General features: G+C 40.4%; 16 protein-coding genes. 9 read left to right on the top strand and 7 right to left on the bottom strand.

Annotation, left to right across the window (positions count from 1 at the left end; all coding sequences use genetic code 11):
* The first annotated feature begins 7 nt into the window (after window positions 1-7).
* Complete coding sequence (locus J9537_RS19705; protein ID WP_028020854.1) at window positions 8-1,765, top strand: ABC transporter permease subunit; 1,758 nt, start codon at window positions 8-10, stop codon at window positions 1,763-1,765.
* 79 nt (window positions 1,766-1,844) lie between these two features.
* Complete coding sequence (locus J9537_RS19700) at window positions 1,845-2,624, top strand: ABC transporter ATP-binding protein (RefSeq protein WP_028020853.1); 780 nt, start codon at window positions 1,845-1,847, stop codon at window positions 2,622-2,624.
* A 78-nt stretch (window positions 2,625-2,702) separates the two neighbouring features.
* Here the strand turns inward: J9537_RS19700 and J9537_RS19695 are convergent, their stop codons facing one another.
* The 4 genes from J9537_RS19695 to J9537_RS19680 all read right to left on the bottom strand — a co-directional run bounded on the left by J9537_RS19695 (window position 2,703) and on the right by J9537_RS19680 (window position 7,691).
* Window positions 2,703-5,261: an ABC transporter permease gene (locus J9537_RS19695; protein ID WP_218257459.1), complete on the bottom strand. Its 2,559-nt coding sequence runs from the start codon at window positions 5,259-5,261 to the stop codon at window positions 2,703-2,705.
* A complete protein-coding gene (locus J9537_RS19690) occupies window positions 5,258-5,944 on the bottom strand; it encodes an ABC transporter ATP-binding protein (RefSeq protein WP_028020851.1) in 687 nt (228 codons plus the stop codon). The genes J9537_RS19695 and J9537_RS19690 overlap by 4 nt, the downstream gene beginning before the upstream one ends.
* Window positions 5,945-6,028: 84 nt before the next feature.
* Complete coding sequence (locus J9537_RS19685) at window positions 6,029-7,018, bottom strand: sensor histidine kinase (RefSeq protein WP_028020850.1); 990 nt, start codon at window positions 7,016-7,018, stop codon at window positions 6,029-6,031.
* Entirely contained in the window at window positions 7,011-7,691 is a 681-nt protein-coding gene (locus tag J9537_RS19680) for a response regulator transcription factor (protein WP_028020849.1), read from the bottom strand. The genes J9537_RS19685 and J9537_RS19680 overlap by 8 nt, the downstream gene beginning before the upstream one ends.
* Window positions 7,692-7,807: 116 nt before the next feature.
* On the opposite strand from J9537_RS19680, the gene J9537_RS19675 reads away from it, so the two are divergent.
* Window positions 7,808-7,996 carry a DUF6713 family protein gene (locus J9537_RS19675; protein WP_035019681.1) on the top strand — a complete coding sequence of 63 codons (189 nt, stop codon included), beginning with the start codon at window positions 7,808-7,810 and terminating at the stop codon, window positions 7,994-7,996.
* Window positions 7,997-8,121: 125 nt separating this feature from the next.
* On the opposite strand, the gene sstT is transcribed toward J9537_RS19675, so the two are convergent.
* The gene (sstT, locus tag J9537_RS19670; protein ID WP_028020848.1) at window positions 8,122-9,357 is read right to left on the bottom strand and encodes a serine/threonine transporter SstT; all 1,236 of its coding nucleotides are present in this window, start codon (window positions 9,355-9,357) and stop codon (window positions 8,122-8,124) included.
* Window positions 9,358-9,814: 457 nt separating this feature from the next.
* On the opposite strand from sstT, the gene J9537_RS19665 reads away from it, so the two are divergent.
* The 6 genes from J9537_RS19665 (at window position 9,815) to J9537_RS19640 (ending at window position 13,756) form a co-directional block, all read left to right on the top strand.
* Window positions 9,815-10,129, top strand: coding sequence for a PadR family transcriptional regulator (locus J9537_RS19665; RefSeq protein ID WP_010743767.1), 315 nt, complete (start codon window positions 9,815-9,817; stop codon window positions 10,127-10,129).
* A complete protein-coding gene (locus tag J9537_RS19660) occupies window positions 10,126-10,710 on the top strand; it encodes a DUF1700 domain-containing protein (RefSeq protein ID WP_028020847.1) in 585 nt (194 codons plus the stop codon). Before J9537_RS19665 ends, J9537_RS19660 begins: the two co-directional genes overlap by 4 nt.
* Window positions 10,707-10,874 carry a hypothetical protein gene (locus J9537_RS19655; protein WP_010743769.1) on the top strand — a complete coding sequence of 56 codons (168 nt, stop codon included), beginning with the start codon at window positions 10,707-10,709 and terminating at the stop codon, window positions 10,872-10,874. The genes J9537_RS19660 and J9537_RS19655 overlap by 4 nt, the downstream gene beginning before the upstream one ends.
* A gap of 166 nt (window positions 10,875-11,040) precedes the next feature.
* A complete protein-coding gene (locus tag J9537_RS19650; protein WP_010743770.1) occupies window positions 11,041-11,580 on the top strand; it encodes a GNAT family N-acetyltransferase in 540 nt (179 codons plus the stop codon).
* A 64-nt stretch (window positions 11,581-11,644) separates the two neighbouring features.
* Window positions 11,645-12,277 (top strand): pentapeptide repeat-containing protein, encoded by a 633-nt coding sequence (locus J9537_RS19645; RefSeq protein WP_218257458.1) that lies wholly within the window; start codon window positions 11,645-11,647, stop codon window positions 12,275-12,277.
* Between the two features lie 177 nt (window positions 12,278-12,454).
* Window positions 12,455-13,756 carry an ISL3 family transposase gene (locus J9537_RS19640; RefSeq protein WP_218257457.1) on the top strand — a complete coding sequence of 434 codons (1,302 nt, stop codon included), beginning with the start codon at window positions 12,455-12,457 and terminating at the stop codon, window positions 13,754-13,756.
* 83 nt (window positions 13,757-13,839) lie between these two features.
* Here the strand turns inward: J9537_RS19640 and J9537_RS19635 are convergent, their stop codons facing one another.
* Together J9537_RS19635 and spx are read right to left on the bottom strand one after the other, a co-directional pair.
* On the bottom strand, window positions 13,840-14,451 hold the full coding sequence (locus tag J9537_RS19635; RefSeq protein WP_028020648.1) for a hypothetical protein: 612 nt from the start codon (window positions 14,449-14,451) through the stop codon (window positions 13,840-13,842).
* A gap of 239 nt (window positions 14,452-14,690) precedes the next feature.
* Window positions 14,691-15,116: a transcriptional regulator Spx gene (gene spx / locus J9537_RS19630; protein WP_028020649.1), complete on the bottom strand. Its 426-nt coding sequence runs from the start codon at window positions 15,114-15,116 to the stop codon at window positions 14,691-14,693.
* Window positions 15,117-15,610 lie beyond the last annotated feature (494 nt).

Genomic DNA, 15,610 nt, shown 5'->3' with positions numbered 1-15,610 from the left:
TTTTACATTGAAAGTTTTACACGCTCCATCTCAAAAGAATACCACGCTAAAGAAAAGCATTGGAAATCTGACATTTGTGATAATCTTAGCGTTATTCGCATTTATTTTGGTCTTTTCCTTAATAAAAATGAATCGACCGCTAGATTCTCTACCCTCAGAAGAGGTTTTATCGACCCCTAGTAAAACACACGATTTCTTAGCCATCTCAAACCTGCTCTATTTTTCCATTCGAACGATGTTTCGAATGATCATCGGGATGATTTGGTCATTTCTTTTCTCCTTTGTGTTCGGTGTTCTAGCGGTAAGATATAAAACCGCTAGACGGATTATTTTACCGATGGTCAATTTTTTAGAGTCCGTTCCACTACTTGGCTTCTTGACTTTCACCACCGCTTGGCTGCTAGGGCTTTTCCCTGGAAATGTCTTAGGTGCCGAATGTGTGGCGATCTTCGCGATCTTTACCGGTCAAGCTTGGAACATCATGTTGACCCTTTACCAAATCATGGAGGTCATTCCTTCTGATTTATCGAATGTTACAGATCAGTTCAAATACAACCCTTGGGAAAAATTTTGGCGATTAGAATTTGTCTACGCGATTCCAGGATTGCTGTGGAACGTGATTATCTCCCAAACGGCGGCTTGGTTCGCCTTGGTGGCCAGTGAACAAGCTTCTGTTGCTCTTCCGAAAGACACGACACTTTTTTTGCCGGGAATTGGCTCCTATATTCAAATCGCGTTGGACCGTGCTGATTTTAAAGCATGCTTATGGGCTGTCTTAGCCTTACTACTGAATGTTATCATTCTGAACTTTCTAGTTTTTCAACCATTGGTTCGCGCAACCTATTACTTTAAGTATGAGACAGATGTTGAAAGTACTATCCCGCCACGATCTATTATTTATCGTTTGCTCAAAGAGGCAACATTGACGCACTATTGTTCTCATATTTTTTCACTATTTAGTCAATTTTGGATCTATCAACTACCGAAAATTTGGTATTTTTTGAAGCTTGATCGACTCTATAAACGAATCGCTAAACTGCGGAATTTCTTTAAAACCTTGTGGTATATCGGGCTGGGGGTCTTAATCATTGTCTGCTCTATCAAGCTGTATCATTTTTTGCCTCATCAGGATTTCGGAATGATTCCACGTTTAACACTTTACACCACCTTACGTGTAACCTTAGCAATGATTGTAGCTGGACTGATTTTTACCCCTCTGGCTATTTGGGTAGCTAGTGACAATCGTCGGTTAAATATCGTGCAACCTATTGGGCAAATTTTAGGTTCGATTCCTTCTAATGTTTATACGCCCTTTATTGTTATCTTTATAAGCATGGGGTTTGATAAATTGGAATGGTGGATTCTGCCTTTGATAATGGTCGGGTGTCAATGGTATTACTTCTTTAACGTGATTGCTGGATACTTAGCAATTCCAGATGATATTCGAGACGTGACAAAAATTTTCAAATTATCGAAATGGCATTGGTGGGTTAAATATCTCATCCCCTCGATCTTACCTTACATTATCACCGCGATTATTAATGCTGCCGGCGCTGCTTGGAACGCAGATATTGCTGCTGAAAGTATTCAATGGGGGAAAAAATCTATCAATGTGACTGGGTTGGGCCAATACATTTCGGTGAACGACGGTATCAAGGACAAATCGGCTCTAGGTACATTGGCAATGTGCTTTGTGGTAGGGCTTTGTATCGCCTTTGTTTGGCAACCTTTGTATCGTGTCGCAAAAGAAAAATTTCATTACTGATGCGTACAAGTATGCATAAAAGTTTAATCGGAAGGAGAAGTATGCTGGGACTAGATTTTCCGGTATACGAAATAAAAGCATGGAAAATATTGAATTATTAAACGTAAAATCCGTTTGCAAAGAATTTGAAATTGAAGGACATAAAGAGCATTTAAAGGTTTTAGAAAATATTGATTTGACTGTTAAAACCAACGAATTTGTGAGTATCATTGGACAATCAGGGACTGGAAAGTCCACTCTATTGAGAAGCATTGCCGGACTGCTCCAACCAACGAAGGGCGAAATCACCTTTGAAAATAAAATACTCACTGAGCCAGATGCCAACATCAGTATGGTATTCCAGCATTTCGCACTTTTTCCTTGGTTAACCGTAGAGAAAAATATCAGCTTTGGGCTAGAGAATCGCGAGGAACTATCACGGGAACAAATCAAAAAACGCGTGGGTAATCTGATTGAAATGATCGGGCTAGAGGGCTTTGAAAAGGCCTACCCTCGCGAGCTCTCCGGCGGTATGAAGCAACGAGTGGGCTTTGCTCGAGCATTGGCGATCGAGCCTAGCCTCTTATTGCTGGATGAACCCTTCTCCGCTTTGGACATTATTACCGCTAGTCAACTATCCAATGACCTACTATCCATCTGGCTCGGCAACCAAATTGCTACGAAGTCCATCGTTATGATTACTCATGATGTTCAGCAGGCTGTACAGCTTTCTGATCGCGTCGTTTTGATGGATGCAAATCCCGGTCGTGTAGCAAAAATTTACCCAATCGATGTCCCTAGAAATCAACGCACTCCAAAAACTATTATCAATATCGTTGAGCAAATTACTCAAGAAATGATTCGGCGGATGCAAGCATAAACTCCCTAAATTTACTATCTGACCATTGCATCCTCAAAAAAATCAGGTGTATTATCCACACCTGATTTTTTATTTTATTTAAGCCAAATCTCCCCGCAAAACATCAATGATATTTTCCTTTTTAATTTTCCCTACAGCATAGAACATCGTGATCGCTACAATGAGAAGTACGCCCAGCGTACTGATCAATAGGCTGCTCCACGGAAATTGATAAGCAATCTCCGCTCCACCTCTTACCATTCCTTGGTAAATCAACCAAGAGAAGAGCCCTGCGATTGGAATTCCCCATACTAATGAACGGAAGCCATAAAATATGCATTCATAAACCATCATTTTATTAAACTCATGATCAGTCATTCCTATCGAACGCAACATTGCCAACTCACGCCGCCGCAACTTAATGTTGGTAGAGATCGTATTGAAGACATTCGCAAGTGCGATCAATGCGATCATCCCAACAAAAACGTAGCTGAAAAGGTTCACTACAAAGAGAATATTACGATTCTGATCAAATATTTCATGTACATTGTAGAGCTCGTAAGGTATAGAAACTCCTTCTTTTTGAAGGATGTTCTGCATGTCAGCAGTTGAACGGGCTGCGTCTTTTGAAAGAAAGGTCAGACCACTAACTTGATCGATCCCTTCCGGTGAAAAGCGTGTTTTCAGCTGATACGGTGCGACGAGCATAAACACATAGGAGTGCTTTTCATTAGTCTGTCGTGGCAAAGTATCTAATGGATAGGTGTCGGCGAATTGTACATTGATAACCTGCTGTTGATTTGTATCCGTTCTTCCTCCAATTGTCGGTGCAATTCTAAGTGTCATTCGATCTTTTGGAAAAAGATCAACCAACTGTTCTTTCTCATGAGATAATTTCATCCGCTGTTTCGCGACAGCGATCACTCTAGCATTGTCACCAGTAAAATCTTTCACAGGAAGCTCAAGACTCTTGATAAAATTCACGTATTCCTTGTCTTCAATAAATTGGATATCTGCCTGAAATGTTGTTGTTTTGGTCGCGTCTATCTTCTCCAATTCGCGATAATGCTGAGAAAGTGTCTTATTTTCTATTTGGCTAGTGTACTGCAGAATGGATTGATAAGAGCTGCTAGTGATTCCTTCAACCTTTTGAAATTTTTCATACAATCGAAACAGCTCTTGCTCCTTCATCTCAGCACTAGAAAAGACGATGTCGTAATCTGAGTCAACCACCATCTGCTTAGCTGATTGCTGCAGGCCATTACCAAAAGCCTGAGCCGAAACGAAAAGAACTACACTAAAAGCCAGTGATAAAATAATCGATCGATAGCGCTTCTTATTGCGTTTGAAATTCTTTAAAGCCAGTAGCCCTTCCAGACCATAAAGCTTTTCTGAAAGCTTCGTGGTTTTAACATCCTTTGTTGAAATCTTTACTTCATTAGTTTGGCGGATATTCTCCATTATCGGTGTATTCGCCGCTTTTTTCGCGGGAAGATACGCCGATATCAAAATAGTGAGCAAGCTGACTCCAGCCGCTACCAACAATATAGGTAGGGAGACGGATAAAGCTAATGGCACATCGGCATAAAGAACATTTCTGAAATTTTTGGCAACAAGCATGATCACTAAAGAAAGACTGCCAAGTCCTAATAGAATGCCTAAGGGAATTCCTATTGTACCGATACATATCCCTTCAAATAAAACCGAATTTCGCAGCTGTTTAGGTGTCGCCCCTACCGATGACAGGATACCAAATTGTTGTGTCCGCTCATTCAAAGAAATCGTAAAGGCATTGTAAATCAGAAAAATAGATCCCAGCATTATCAAAACAACTAATATCGCGCCGATAGAATACAGCAATAAATTAAACAGTCGATCATTAGAAGCACCAGTAAAACGCAGCACTTCTTCATTGAAAGTATAGGATTGCTTTTTTCCAACAGCAGCGGCATAGGCCTGAGCCATCCGTGGTTTTTTGAGCGTCACAAAGGCACTAACATTCTCCCGAGGCCCTATCTTATCTTCACAAGTAATTAATGTATATCCTGGTGCATGCTGGCTTTCGAACCCCGGTCGCTCGCAAATACCCACAATTTTATAGTTTTTTTCGGCAGCTTTTTTCAATCCTTCTTGTTTCTTGTACGCATCCTGCTGATTAAGACGTCTGCCATCAGCCAAGCGCTCACCGACCGTTAACGCCAAAGTTTCCCCGACTGTATATTTTACACCGCCATTGGCTGCCACGTGAGCGGGTACTACTACTTCTTGACTATTTTTCGGCAATCTGCCATCGATGAGTTTAACTGGTAGTGTGTCAAAGGTCTGTTGATTGAAGCCAGCCACAAATAGATAGGGCTTATTGGGATTTTTCCCTCCCTCAAGCTGACCATAACCAATATTTGTATACGTCGTTGTTTTTAGAACATCCTTATCCTGAGTTTGCTTTTTAACGAAAGCAGCATTAGTATCCAAAAATGCCACCTGCCAATCGCCGTATTTCTGCTCAGCTCCCTTCACCATATACTGTTGAAGCGAAATGGCGAAACTGGCAACCGCGGTAATCATCGCCGCAGATAGGATGACTCCTAGAATCGTGACCAAGGTGCGCGTGCGGTTTTTTCTCATATTTTGCAGGGTGACTTTGTGGAAGATGTTCATGATTGGATCATCCTCTCATCTCGTGTCACGCGGCCATCGGAAATCCCGATGATCCGATCTGCCTGCAGCGCGATCTCCTCGTCATGAGTAACAACAATCAACGTCTGACCATACTTACGATTACTTGTTTTCAGCAGATGGATAATTTCATGGCCATTTTTACTATCCAAGCTGCCGGTTGGCTCATCTGCCAGTAAGACTGCCGGCGCGTTCATCAATGCCCGTCCAACGGAGACTCGCTGCTGCTGTCCGCCAGATAGTTGATTCGGTAAATGGCTCTTCCGTTGACTTAGTCTTAAGAGCGCCAATAATTCAGTGAGCCGCTCTTGATTAACCTTCCGTCTGTCCATCAACACCGGCAAGGTGATATTTTCCACCACATTCAACGTTGGAATCAAGTTGTGAAATTGATAGATCAATCCAACCTGACGGCGGCGAAAAAGCGCTAATTTATCATTGTTTTGTGCATACACATCTTGTCCATCTAACCAAACTTTTCCGCTAGTAGGTACATCCACCCCGCCAATCATATGCAGCAACGTTGATTTTCCAGAGCCGGATGCCCCGATGATTGCGACAAATTCTCCCTTTTCAATCGTTAAAGATACATCATCCAGTGCCACAACCTTGTTCTCATCTTTTCCATAGACTTTGCAAAGGTGTTCGATTTTTAACAGCTCCATTTTTATGAGCCCCCCTTCCTCATGGTTCTTCTCTATCATAGAAGCCACACCTTTCAGCTCGGTGACTTCTAGGTGAGAGATTCGTCACTTTGGAAAACGGATGATGAATATCGCCCCGCCAGCAGGATGATTTTTGGCCGTAATTGTCCCTCCCTGACGCTTGATAATCGATTGGCTGAGGGACATGCCGATGCCAAAGCCTGTTTGGCTGCCGGTTTCACCGCGATAAAAGCGGTCAAATAAGTGATGCAAATCTGCTGTCTCAAATCCCTTGCCACTATCATGGATCGTGATCGCGCAAAATAACGGATTGTCCTCTGCGTTAATAATGATTGTCCCTTGTTCCCCGATACTTTCGATACAGTTCTTCAAGATGTTTTGAAGCGCTTCAGATAGCCAATTGGCATCACCTTGGATCGTTAAAGTTGTAGGAATCTGCTTTTCTATCTGAATCTCATGCAACTCTAAGCTCACTAAAAAAGGACGCAAAGCCTCCTCGATCAGCTTAGAAACCGAAATTTGTTCATTTTGAAACGCTACTACATCCGCATCCAAGCGAGATAATTTCAGTAAAGCGGTGATTAGCTTGTCCATTCGCAAAAGCAAAGCTTCAATTTCACGAAGCGTCATTTTTCGCTCTTTTTCACTGGTTGTTTCACCCGCCAAGGACAAGAGTAGATTGACCGAAGTCAGCGGCGTCCGCAGTTGATGGGCGATGTCTGCTAAAGAATCTGCCAAGTTTTCCTTTTCCCTTTGCAACGCCGCGTTCTGTTCTCGAATCCGCAGAGTCATTTTGGCAATCTCACTTTGTAGGATCGACAGCTCTCCTTCGTCCAGCTCTTCGATGAACAAACGGTCTTCATTGTGTAAAACCAGATCAATCTGATCAGCGATTTGAGCAATCTGTCGGTATCTAGCTTGGGTAAAAAAACAAAATAAACCGCCAAAGATTACCGCCGCAACCATTGTAAGTAAGCCCGCAGCGGTGTTTTGACTAAATCCAACAATAGCCAGAATGAGCGTGACTAGCAGAAATACGAACGTAAACTTACGGAACTCTCGGTTTCTAACCATTACTACCTCCTAATCGATAGCCCATGCCGCGAACCGTTAGAATAATCGTTGGCTTAGTGGGAGCTTCTTCGATTTTCTCCCGGAGACGTTTGATATAAACAGTCAACGTATTGTCATTGACAAATTCCCCCGCCGCATCCCAGAGCTCGTCTAATAAACGCTCTCGGGTGATAATAATCTTTGGATTATTTACAAAAACGAGCAGTAGGCGATACTCCAAAGCAGACAAAAAGACCTCGCTGCCATTCTTTCGCACAATGCCACTAGTACTGTCGACAAAAAGTCCGTTAAATTCAAAGGTTGCTGGTGTCTGTCCGTTTTTTCGCAAGGCATTATTAATCCGCGCCAACAACTCCCGTGGTCTAAAGGGCTTCGTGATGTAATCCTCCGCCCCCATGTTCAGACCAGTAACAACACTAGATTCATCACCTGAAGCGGTCAAAAAAATGACTGGAATCTCCTGCTCCGCTTTAATCTCTGTACAAACCGTAAATCCGTTGCCATCAGGTAAAGAAATATCAACGAGCGCCAGATCAAATTTAGTTTTCGACAAAGTTTTCAAAGCCTCACTTTTACTTCCGGCATGGGTAACTAAAAAGCCCTCAGATCCAAGTAAGATCATCAGATTTTTTGCGATGGCTTGGTCATCTTCCACTAAGAATATATGTATCATCGGACAAACTCCTCTACTAATCTGCTATTTTATTTATTTTACCATCAAACAAATAATTCTGTTGGTCCCTCATTCAAATTCCTGTCTCATACTCTAGAATTAAAGTAAGAGAGAGCATGGAGATTTTTCTCACTCTACTTTTTGCTATCGAACTGGCGTTAATGATGACTCATGAAATAGGCGCCATTCGCTGTAAAGAATGGCGTCTGTTTATTGGATTGAAAGCTCTACCCGAAGAAACCGCCTATTGCGTCTTTACACTACCGCATATTTTTTATACTGTCGGAATCGTTTTTCTACTATAGAAAAAACCTTACTAAATGCAAGATACATTTAGTAAGGTTTTTAGCTTGTTCTTAAAACTTTTTTCGTTTTAATTTAGAACTGATGATCTATTACTGACCTCTCTACTAAAACAATAAGTTGTCGTTTATTTATCCGACAATCGTTCTTTTAAATCGACTTTTTCTCCCCGTTTACGCAGATCTGAGAATTCACCGATCGCAGTAAAAAATAAATCATTTGAGGAGTTAACGGCGGTCTCAACAGAATCCTGAATCACACCAATAATGAAACCAACACCCACAACTTGCATAGCAATATCATTAGATATGCCAAAAAGACTACAAGCTAACGGAATCAATAATAGCGAACCTCCAGCAATCCCTGATGCACCGCAAGCAGCCAAAGCTGATAATACACATAACATTAAGGTCAGACTAAAAGGGACATCAATTCCTAAAGTATGAACCGTCGCTAAAGTCATTATCGAGATGGTAATCGCAGCTCCCCCCATATTGATGGTTGCACCTAATGGCAACGAAATTGAGTAGGATTCTTTAGTTAACCCTAAACGCTTTGCCAACATCATGTTGATTGGAATATTCGCTGCAGAACTGCGAGTGAAAAATGCCGGAATCGCACTTTCTTTTAGGCAGAACCAAACAAGAGGATACGGATTTTGCCTAATCAGCACAAAAGCGACTAAAGGATATACAACCAAATCCACAACCAGCATGGTCCCTACCAATAGAAACAGGAGACGACCATATTGTGTTAATCCAGCTAGTCCCGTTGAAGCGACCGAATCAAAGACTAGTCCAGCAATACCAAAGGGCGCCATCGCGATGACTAACTGAACAACGCCAGTGATTGCTTGAGAGAATTCGTCAATAACTTCTTTTACCGAATTTTTTCGTGTTCGCAATGCAAACCCAATTAAAGCTGACCAAAATAAAACCCCCAAGTAATTTCCATCGATCATGGCCTGTAACGGATTTTGAACAATATTATTCAAAATTGTCGTCAATACATCGATCAGGGCTTTGGGTGCCTCTTGAGAACCAGAGACTTCCTGTAAAGAAATAGTCAAAGGAAAAATATAACTAGCCAATACGGCAACTGTTGCTGCTAATAAAGTAGTAAATAAGTACAAAGAAATGATGGGCTTAATAAAAGTTTGAGTGTTTGCTTGATGTTTTGATACCGAAGACATGATTAATACAAATACTAATAACGGTGCAATCCCTTTCAACGCCCCGACAAACAAACTACCTAGTATTGCAATGAAGCTCCATTGAGGTAGAAAAATCCCTAATACTGCCCCCACGACAATCCCAATGACAATTCGCTTGATTAACGAAAGTTGTTTAAAAAATTCTAACAAAACAAGTGTCCTCTTTTCCATTTTTAATTATCATACTAGCATATGATAATTAAATTCTAATTGAATAGGCAGATGTTTACAACCTAGAATATAGCTATTTTCTAATTACTATCATTCTTAGAATGGAGATAATCTATGAAAAAATTTATTAAAACTAAAAAGCTCGGTTATATGTTGCTACAAGTGTTTTAATAACCGAATTTTGCATCATCGAAATCTTTTTCCTTCTATATTACATAAACAATCCAATCTTTTTTCGATATCAATGATTTTCATGTACGGCGCTTGCTTGATCTTCTTCTTTTTCAGTATCCTCTTTATTATCAATGTCATGGGGATAATCGCTAAGGAGCATTTGATGTAGCTAATTTTTTGAATAATCGGAAAATACGCCTTAAGTCCTATAGTCCCTCTATACTATGTAATGTATAGTATAACGTATAAAGAGGTGTTGCTGATGGATAGTCAATTGAAAAAAGGGTTGATTGAGTATTGCGTGTTGGCCTCGTTAGTGGAGATCGATTCCTATGGCTATCAAATCGTCAAAGAAATCCATCCCCATCTTGAAATTACTGAGTCAACACTGTACCCGATCTTAAAAAGACTGGAGACCAATAAAAAAGTCTCCACCTATTCCAAAGTCCATAATGGGCGTTTGCGAAAGTACTATCATCTGACAGATTTAGGTGTTGCCAGTATTCAGAAATTTTTAAAGGAATGGAACGATGTAGAAGCCGTTCACAATTTTATTAAAAGGAGTGTTGAAGAATGAATCGAGTAGAGTTTATTAAGGAATTAAGTAATCATTTAGCTTACGAAGTCAGACCTAGCGAAGTCCATCGCTTGATTGAATATTACGATGAAATGATTCTAGATTTAATGGAGGACGGGTACTCTGAACGGGCCGCTGTTAAGAAATTAGGCGATCCAAAACAGTTGGCCTATGAGGCTGCAGGTATCCCAACAGAGGTGAAAGTGCCTCGCCGTTTCAGTTGGCTATGGATCACACTTTTAATCTTAGGGTTTCCTTTATGGGGCAGTTTGGCACTAGCGGCCTTTCTGGTATTGTTGAGTATTGACATCGTGATCTGGTGTATCCCTTTTACAGGCGCTTGTCTAGCTGCCGGAACGATCATTGGCGGCGTAGCTGCGGCCTTCACAAGTCCTTTTGTTCTATTTGATTCATTCTTTATGGGGGTTACACAGCTTGGTGCAGGCATGTTCTTATTCGGCTTCGGTCTTTTATGTATGTGGCTGACGTATAAATTCAGCGCGGTCTTCATGAATATGCACCGCAGCTTGATGGGAATTATTCGTCGCAATATTTTCCAACGAAAGGTGGTCCAAGTATGAAATCCAAACTTCTTTTACCAAAGCTCGCGACCTATTTGATCGGTGCCGGGGTGATTCTGATGATGCTGGGCTATGCCTTGTCTGGTTTTTCAACGGACCGCTATCATATGTATCAGGACGAGCGGCATTGGTACAATGTTGTCGGCTTCTATATCGATGATTAACAAAGAACGAATCCTTTTTTCCTAGATAAAAAGAGGATTCGTTCTTTTTATTTGTTCTCTATCCTTCAAATCCAAATGAAGAAACTCTTTTATGCGTATAAAAGAACTACTTCACTCAACAGAACCGTGCTAAACTAGCAGCAAGATAAAAAAAGAGGTGAATCCCATGGAAAAGATCTCACTTATTCCACCCCAAAAGAACCATGAAGCGGCAGTTCTAGAGTATATGCAGGAGCATTTCTCCTTAGGCGAAGATTCCTTACATGGCTCTTCCTTGCTGACAGAAATGGAAAGTTACAGCGATTGGCTGACTCATTTGATCAAGCAATCCAGCAAAACAACTGTAACGCCTGATTGGGTTGTTGCTACTACATTGCTGGCAGTACGGGAAAAGGATCAGAAAATCATCGGTACCATTGATATTCGGCATGAGCTGAATGAATTTTTACGGGAGTTTGGCGGACATATCGGCTTTGGCGTGCGACCTACTGAACGTGGAAACGGCTATGCTACGGAGATGCTGCGTTTAGGTTTAGAGTATTGTAAAATGCTGGGACTTGAAAAGGTCATGGTCGCCTGCTATGAAGAGAATGTTCCATCTGCTCGAACGATCCAAAAAAATGGTGGGGTTTTGGAAAAAACGTTTGTCCATGAGGATGGCCAAATAGTTCAGATTTATTGGATTGATTTAACAGATAAAAGATAGTTTCACGCCTGCTAGGATGCTAAAATAGTGATGAGAAGACTTCTGAGAAAGGATGCGATGTAAAATGACTGCCATCTTAAAAAATCATGATTATTCCTTTCGTCAGCTGCAGCAGGCAAATTTTCATGATATGACCTTTGAACGTGTGAATTTTTCAAATGCAGATTTAACTGGGGCGAATTTAAGCAACTGTCTATGTATTGATTGTGATTTTTCAGAGGCAATATTACGTGACGCTTCTTTGCAGGGAACCGACTTTCAGGGATGCAGCCTGGAAGGAGCAGATATTTCGGGGGCGAATTTATTTTTCGCAATGCTGGAGCACGCGGACTTGACGGACATTATTCATGACGACCGAACCCAATTTTTTGATCTTTATTGTCCTGCGGAAGGCCCTTTTATCGGCTACAAAAAATGCTTTGATTACCGGATCGTACAATTATTGATCCCAGCAGATGCCCGCAGAACCTCTGCGACGAATACCTGCTGCCGCTGTGATAAGGCGAAGGTTTTGACCATCAAGGATATGTACACCAATGAGGATTACGACGAAGCCGTTTCATACGTGGATGGGGATTTTGTGTACCGTGTAGGTGAATACGTTGTTGCGGAAAATTTCAATCCCAATCGCTGGGCAGACTCCACTGGCGGCATTCACTTTTGGCTGACGCGTAAAGAGGCTGAGGGATATATGTAACAAAAGCCCTGTATACTCCACTGTCTGAACTGGAGTGTACAGGGCTTTTAATGGCTCTATAATTTCTAGGACTGATAGAAAATCATTCTATCGGTCCTTTTTGAGCATGAAAAAACAAAACATACAGAAGCTCCGTTAGAATTGAATCACCACAACACAATCAAAGGAGCGTTCTGTATGCCTGATCTTCATCATATCAAACTACTACTTGGAATCAAAGATAAAAACATTCTCATCACAAATGTAGAATCGAAGAGGATTAAAAAGATTAAGAGTCTTGTTGTTTCTGCGACATTGAGTAAAGAAATTTACCGCTGTCCTTTGTGTAAACAGGTGAACCATGAAGGCATGATCGTCAAGAACGGAAAGAAAAAATCGCTCATTCAACTTAATAAATGTGCGAACCAACTGACTTATCTTGCTTTAGCGAAACAACGCTACCACTGTCGTGGCTGCCACACCTATTTTACGGCGAATACCTACATTGTTGATAGAAACTGCTTTATCGCTAAACAAGTGCGCTATAAAATTTTAGAAGAGCTAACGGAAAAACAAGCAATGACGACAATTGCTAAGCATTGCGGCGTTTCTTGGTCGACCGTTTCTCGGACACTCGCTTCTCTGATCCCCATGACAAAAGTAAAAAGAAATTGGTTACCGCGTTGTTTATTAATGGATGAATTTCGTTCACTGAAAAATCAAGTCGGTCCCTATTCCTTTTCTTGTATGGATGGCGATACTGGAAAATTACTGGATATTCTTCCTTCACGGAAGAAAAAAGCCCTCGTTTCTTATTTTATGCAATTTGAACGACGCGCACGATTGAAGGTAAAGGTCATCGTGACGGACATGAATGCTTCTTATGCCTCTCTGATAAAGGAATGTTTTCCAAAGGCAAAACTCGTTGTGGATCGTTTTCACATTGTCAAACATCTCATTCGCAAATTTGAGGATATACGCGTACGAATCATGAAAAGCTTTGATCGAAACGATCCAACACAAGCCAAACATTATCGACAATTAAAGGCGTTGTCTCGGCTTCTGATCAAACGACAGGACAAGCTTGTTTATGACAAATGGACCAAATGGCGCAATTTTGGTTGGGCGTATCTCACCGAAAGTGAAGTGGTGGATCGTCTGCTTTCAATCTCTGACGAATTACGAATCGCCTATTTTTACTATCAAGAAATTCTTCAAGCGTTTCACGACAAAGAGGCGGACACTTTCTTTAAACTTGTAAGAACGATGCCCAATTCCGTTCCAAAAGAACTACATCATATAAAAAAAGCTTTTATAACCTATGAATCCGGCATTCGTTTAGCCCTGGAATTGCCTTATTCAAATGCCAAAATAGAAAATCTGCATACCCACATCAAAGCATTAAAACGAGTCGCTTATGGCTTTCGAAGCTTTCGGAAAATGAAGACTAGAATTTTCTTACTAAATAATCTGATTACCTATGAATCAAAAAACATCTAAAGTAGAAAAGGAATTCTACCTTAGATGTACTTATCTCACTCTATCAGTCCTATTTGACAAAGAGCCCTTTTAATTCAAAAAATTTAGGAATTTTTTTTCTGAGATTTCTTTTTTTCTTCAAAAAAATCCAATGTCATGCCTTTAAGGTCTGTTAACCGCAGAATTTCCTTCAAGGATTCATAATCTTCATAAAGCTTTTTTTTCTTTTCATCCCGTTCATAGGTAGTCACGATACCTGATATGACTGGCGCATTGAACATCTTCGCAGCAATTGTACGGTGGGCGCCATTTTTTTGCAGAATATAGCAATCATCTTCTTTATAATAATTGAAACAAATAGGTCTATTCCCGTCAAGATTCTGCTTTCTAGCATAAGAGGTGTTTTGGCAATCAAGTCCGTATTTCATCAATGATGCTAAATGAGCCTTGAACGCTGCTTTGTCTTTTCCATCATTTGTTTTCCCCATAAAAAGATCATAAACCGACTTCCCCTCTACAGGCCATGTCGTTTGCATCGCGAGAATTTTATTCACCGGAATCTCTAAGTTAGGCTCTTCACTATTTTCAATTTCATTGTAATAATTGTCTACAGGCAACGTTTGGAAAAAAGTTCTTTTTTGTGCCTGAATATGTGCCATGCTGATTCCCGCCTGCAGCATCGTCTCGATGGCTCTTTCTTCAAAATCTGTCGTCATGATAGGCCTCCTTCAGTGTGTAACACCAATCTTCATCCTTTAGCTTGTTGATGAAACCTTGGCAGAAAAAGACACTGCACCGTCACCTTTTCTGGTGGGGATGCGGCTTAGCCGACTATTCAATCATTCGCTTTTTTGGCTGTATCTCTCCAATTGAGGGGCACAGTATTTTGATCAATCGGTTTTTACCTTCCGCTTGATTCATTCAAGCGGCTACTCTATTTCTCCAAAGCTCTCTGTTAAGCAAATTTTTGCTTTTTCATATCCATATAAAATAATGTTTCCGTCATTTTCTTCGAATAAACTTTTCGTACTTCTCGTGGAATAAATTGATGAATCTCATCTTCGTTATAACCAATCTGTAATTTCGTTTGATCGATAATAATCGGCCGTTTAAGCAACGTAGGATTCTCTTCAATAACTGCTACTAATTCATTAAACGTGAGGTCATTAAAATCAAAAGAAAACTTATTATATACTTTCGAACGTGTCGCAATGATTTCTTCCGTCCCATTTTCAGTCAACGCGAGAATTTCTTTAAGTTCTCTTTTGTTCAGTGGTTCAGCGATCATATTCCTTTCCTCAAAAGCCAGTCCTTGTTCCTCCAACCAAGCTTTTGCTTTCCTACACGAATTACAACTCGACGAGCCATATAATTTAATCATTATTAAAAACACCTTTCCTTAAATCGCTTTTTAAATATACGCTGTTATTCTACAAATATTACGATACAGGACATTTCCTCACTTGTTAATCTAATTTTTAAAAAGTGTTCTAAAAAAGTATTTTTATAGTTAAGGTAATCTATTTTTTTATAACTTAATGATTTCTTTGTTGTTCTTCATCATTCATGTGAATCTGATTAATACTTGGTTTGTTTATGCATACGCTTTTTCTACAAGCGAATTTAATAACACAAGATTTTTGCAAAAAAAGTGCACTTTGAGTCTTTATCAATTATTTCTATAGAAAGTAAAAATATGATTATCAAATAGTTATTCTCGTTATTCAGTGAATTTCTTTCTGTCCTACTTACTAGTTTAGTCAACATAGTCATGCGTTTCGCGCACGCATAAAAAGCGTGCCGATTTCCTTTTTTCAGGTATCGATCACGCTTGTCCTTAAGCAAATTATTTTACACTATTTAGTCATGTGAAAA

This window comes from Enterococcus raffinosus (assembly GCF_019175485.1).
Lineage (GTDB): Bacteria > Bacillota > Bacilli > Lactobacillales > Enterococcaceae > Enterococcus_A > Enterococcus_A raffinosus.
This window is presented reverse-complemented; position numbering and strand designations above follow the sequence as displayed.

Excerpts from the sequence above, each read along its gene's own strand:
- J9537_RS19700 (WP_028020853.1), top strand. The coding sequence starts at position 1,845 with ATGGAAAATATTGAATTATTAAACGTAAAATCCGTTTGCAAAGAATTT.
- J9537_RS19695 (WP_218257459.1), bottom strand. The coding sequence starts at position 5,261 with ATGAACATCTTCCACAAAGTCACCCTGCAAAATATGAGAAAAAACCGC.
- J9537_RS19690 (WP_028020851.1), bottom strand. The coding sequence starts at position 5,944 with ATGGAGCTGTTAAAAATCGAACACCTTTGCAAAGTCTATGGAAAAGAT.
- J9537_RS19685 (WP_028020850.1), bottom strand. The coding sequence starts at position 7,018 with ATGGTTAGAAACCGAGAGTTCCGTAAGTTTACGTTCGTATTTCTGCTA.
- J9537_RS19680 (WP_028020849.1), bottom strand. The coding sequence starts at position 7,691 with ATGATACATATATTCTTAGTGGAAGATGACCAAGCCATCGCAAAAAAT.
- J9537_RS19675 (WP_035019681.1), top strand. The coding sequence starts at position 7,808 with ATGGAGATTTTTCTCACTCTACTTTTTGCTATCGAACTGGCGTTAATG.
- J9537_RS19665 (WP_010743767.1), top strand. The coding sequence starts at position 9,815 with ATGGATAGTCAATTGAAAAAAGGGTTGATTGAGTATTGCGTGTTGGCC.
- J9537_RS19660 (WP_028020847.1), top strand. The coding sequence starts at position 10,126 with ATGAATCGAGTAGAGTTTATTAAGGAATTAAGTAATCATTTAGCTTAC.
- J9537_RS19655 (WP_010743769.1), top strand. The coding sequence starts at position 10,707 with ATGAAATCCAAACTTCTTTTACCAAAGCTCGCGACCTATTTGATCGGT.
- J9537_RS19650 (WP_010743770.1), top strand. The coding sequence starts at position 11,041 with ATGGAAAAGATCTCACTTATTCCACCCCAAAAGAACCATGAAGCGGCA.
- J9537_RS19645 (WP_218257458.1), top strand. The coding sequence starts at position 11,645 with ATGACTGCCATCTTAAAAAATCATGATTATTCCTTTCGTCAGCTGCAG.
- J9537_RS19640 (WP_218257457.1), top strand. The coding sequence starts at position 12,455 with ATGCCTGATCTTCATCATATCAAACTACTACTTGGAATCAAAGATAAA.
- J9537_RS19635 (WP_028020648.1), bottom strand. The coding sequence starts at position 14,451 with ATGACGACAGATTTTGAAGAAAGAGCCATCGAGACGATGCTGCAGGCG.
- spx (WP_028020649.1), bottom strand. The coding sequence starts at position 15,116 with ATGATTAAATTATATGGCTCGTCGAGTTGTAATTCGTGTAGGAAAGCA.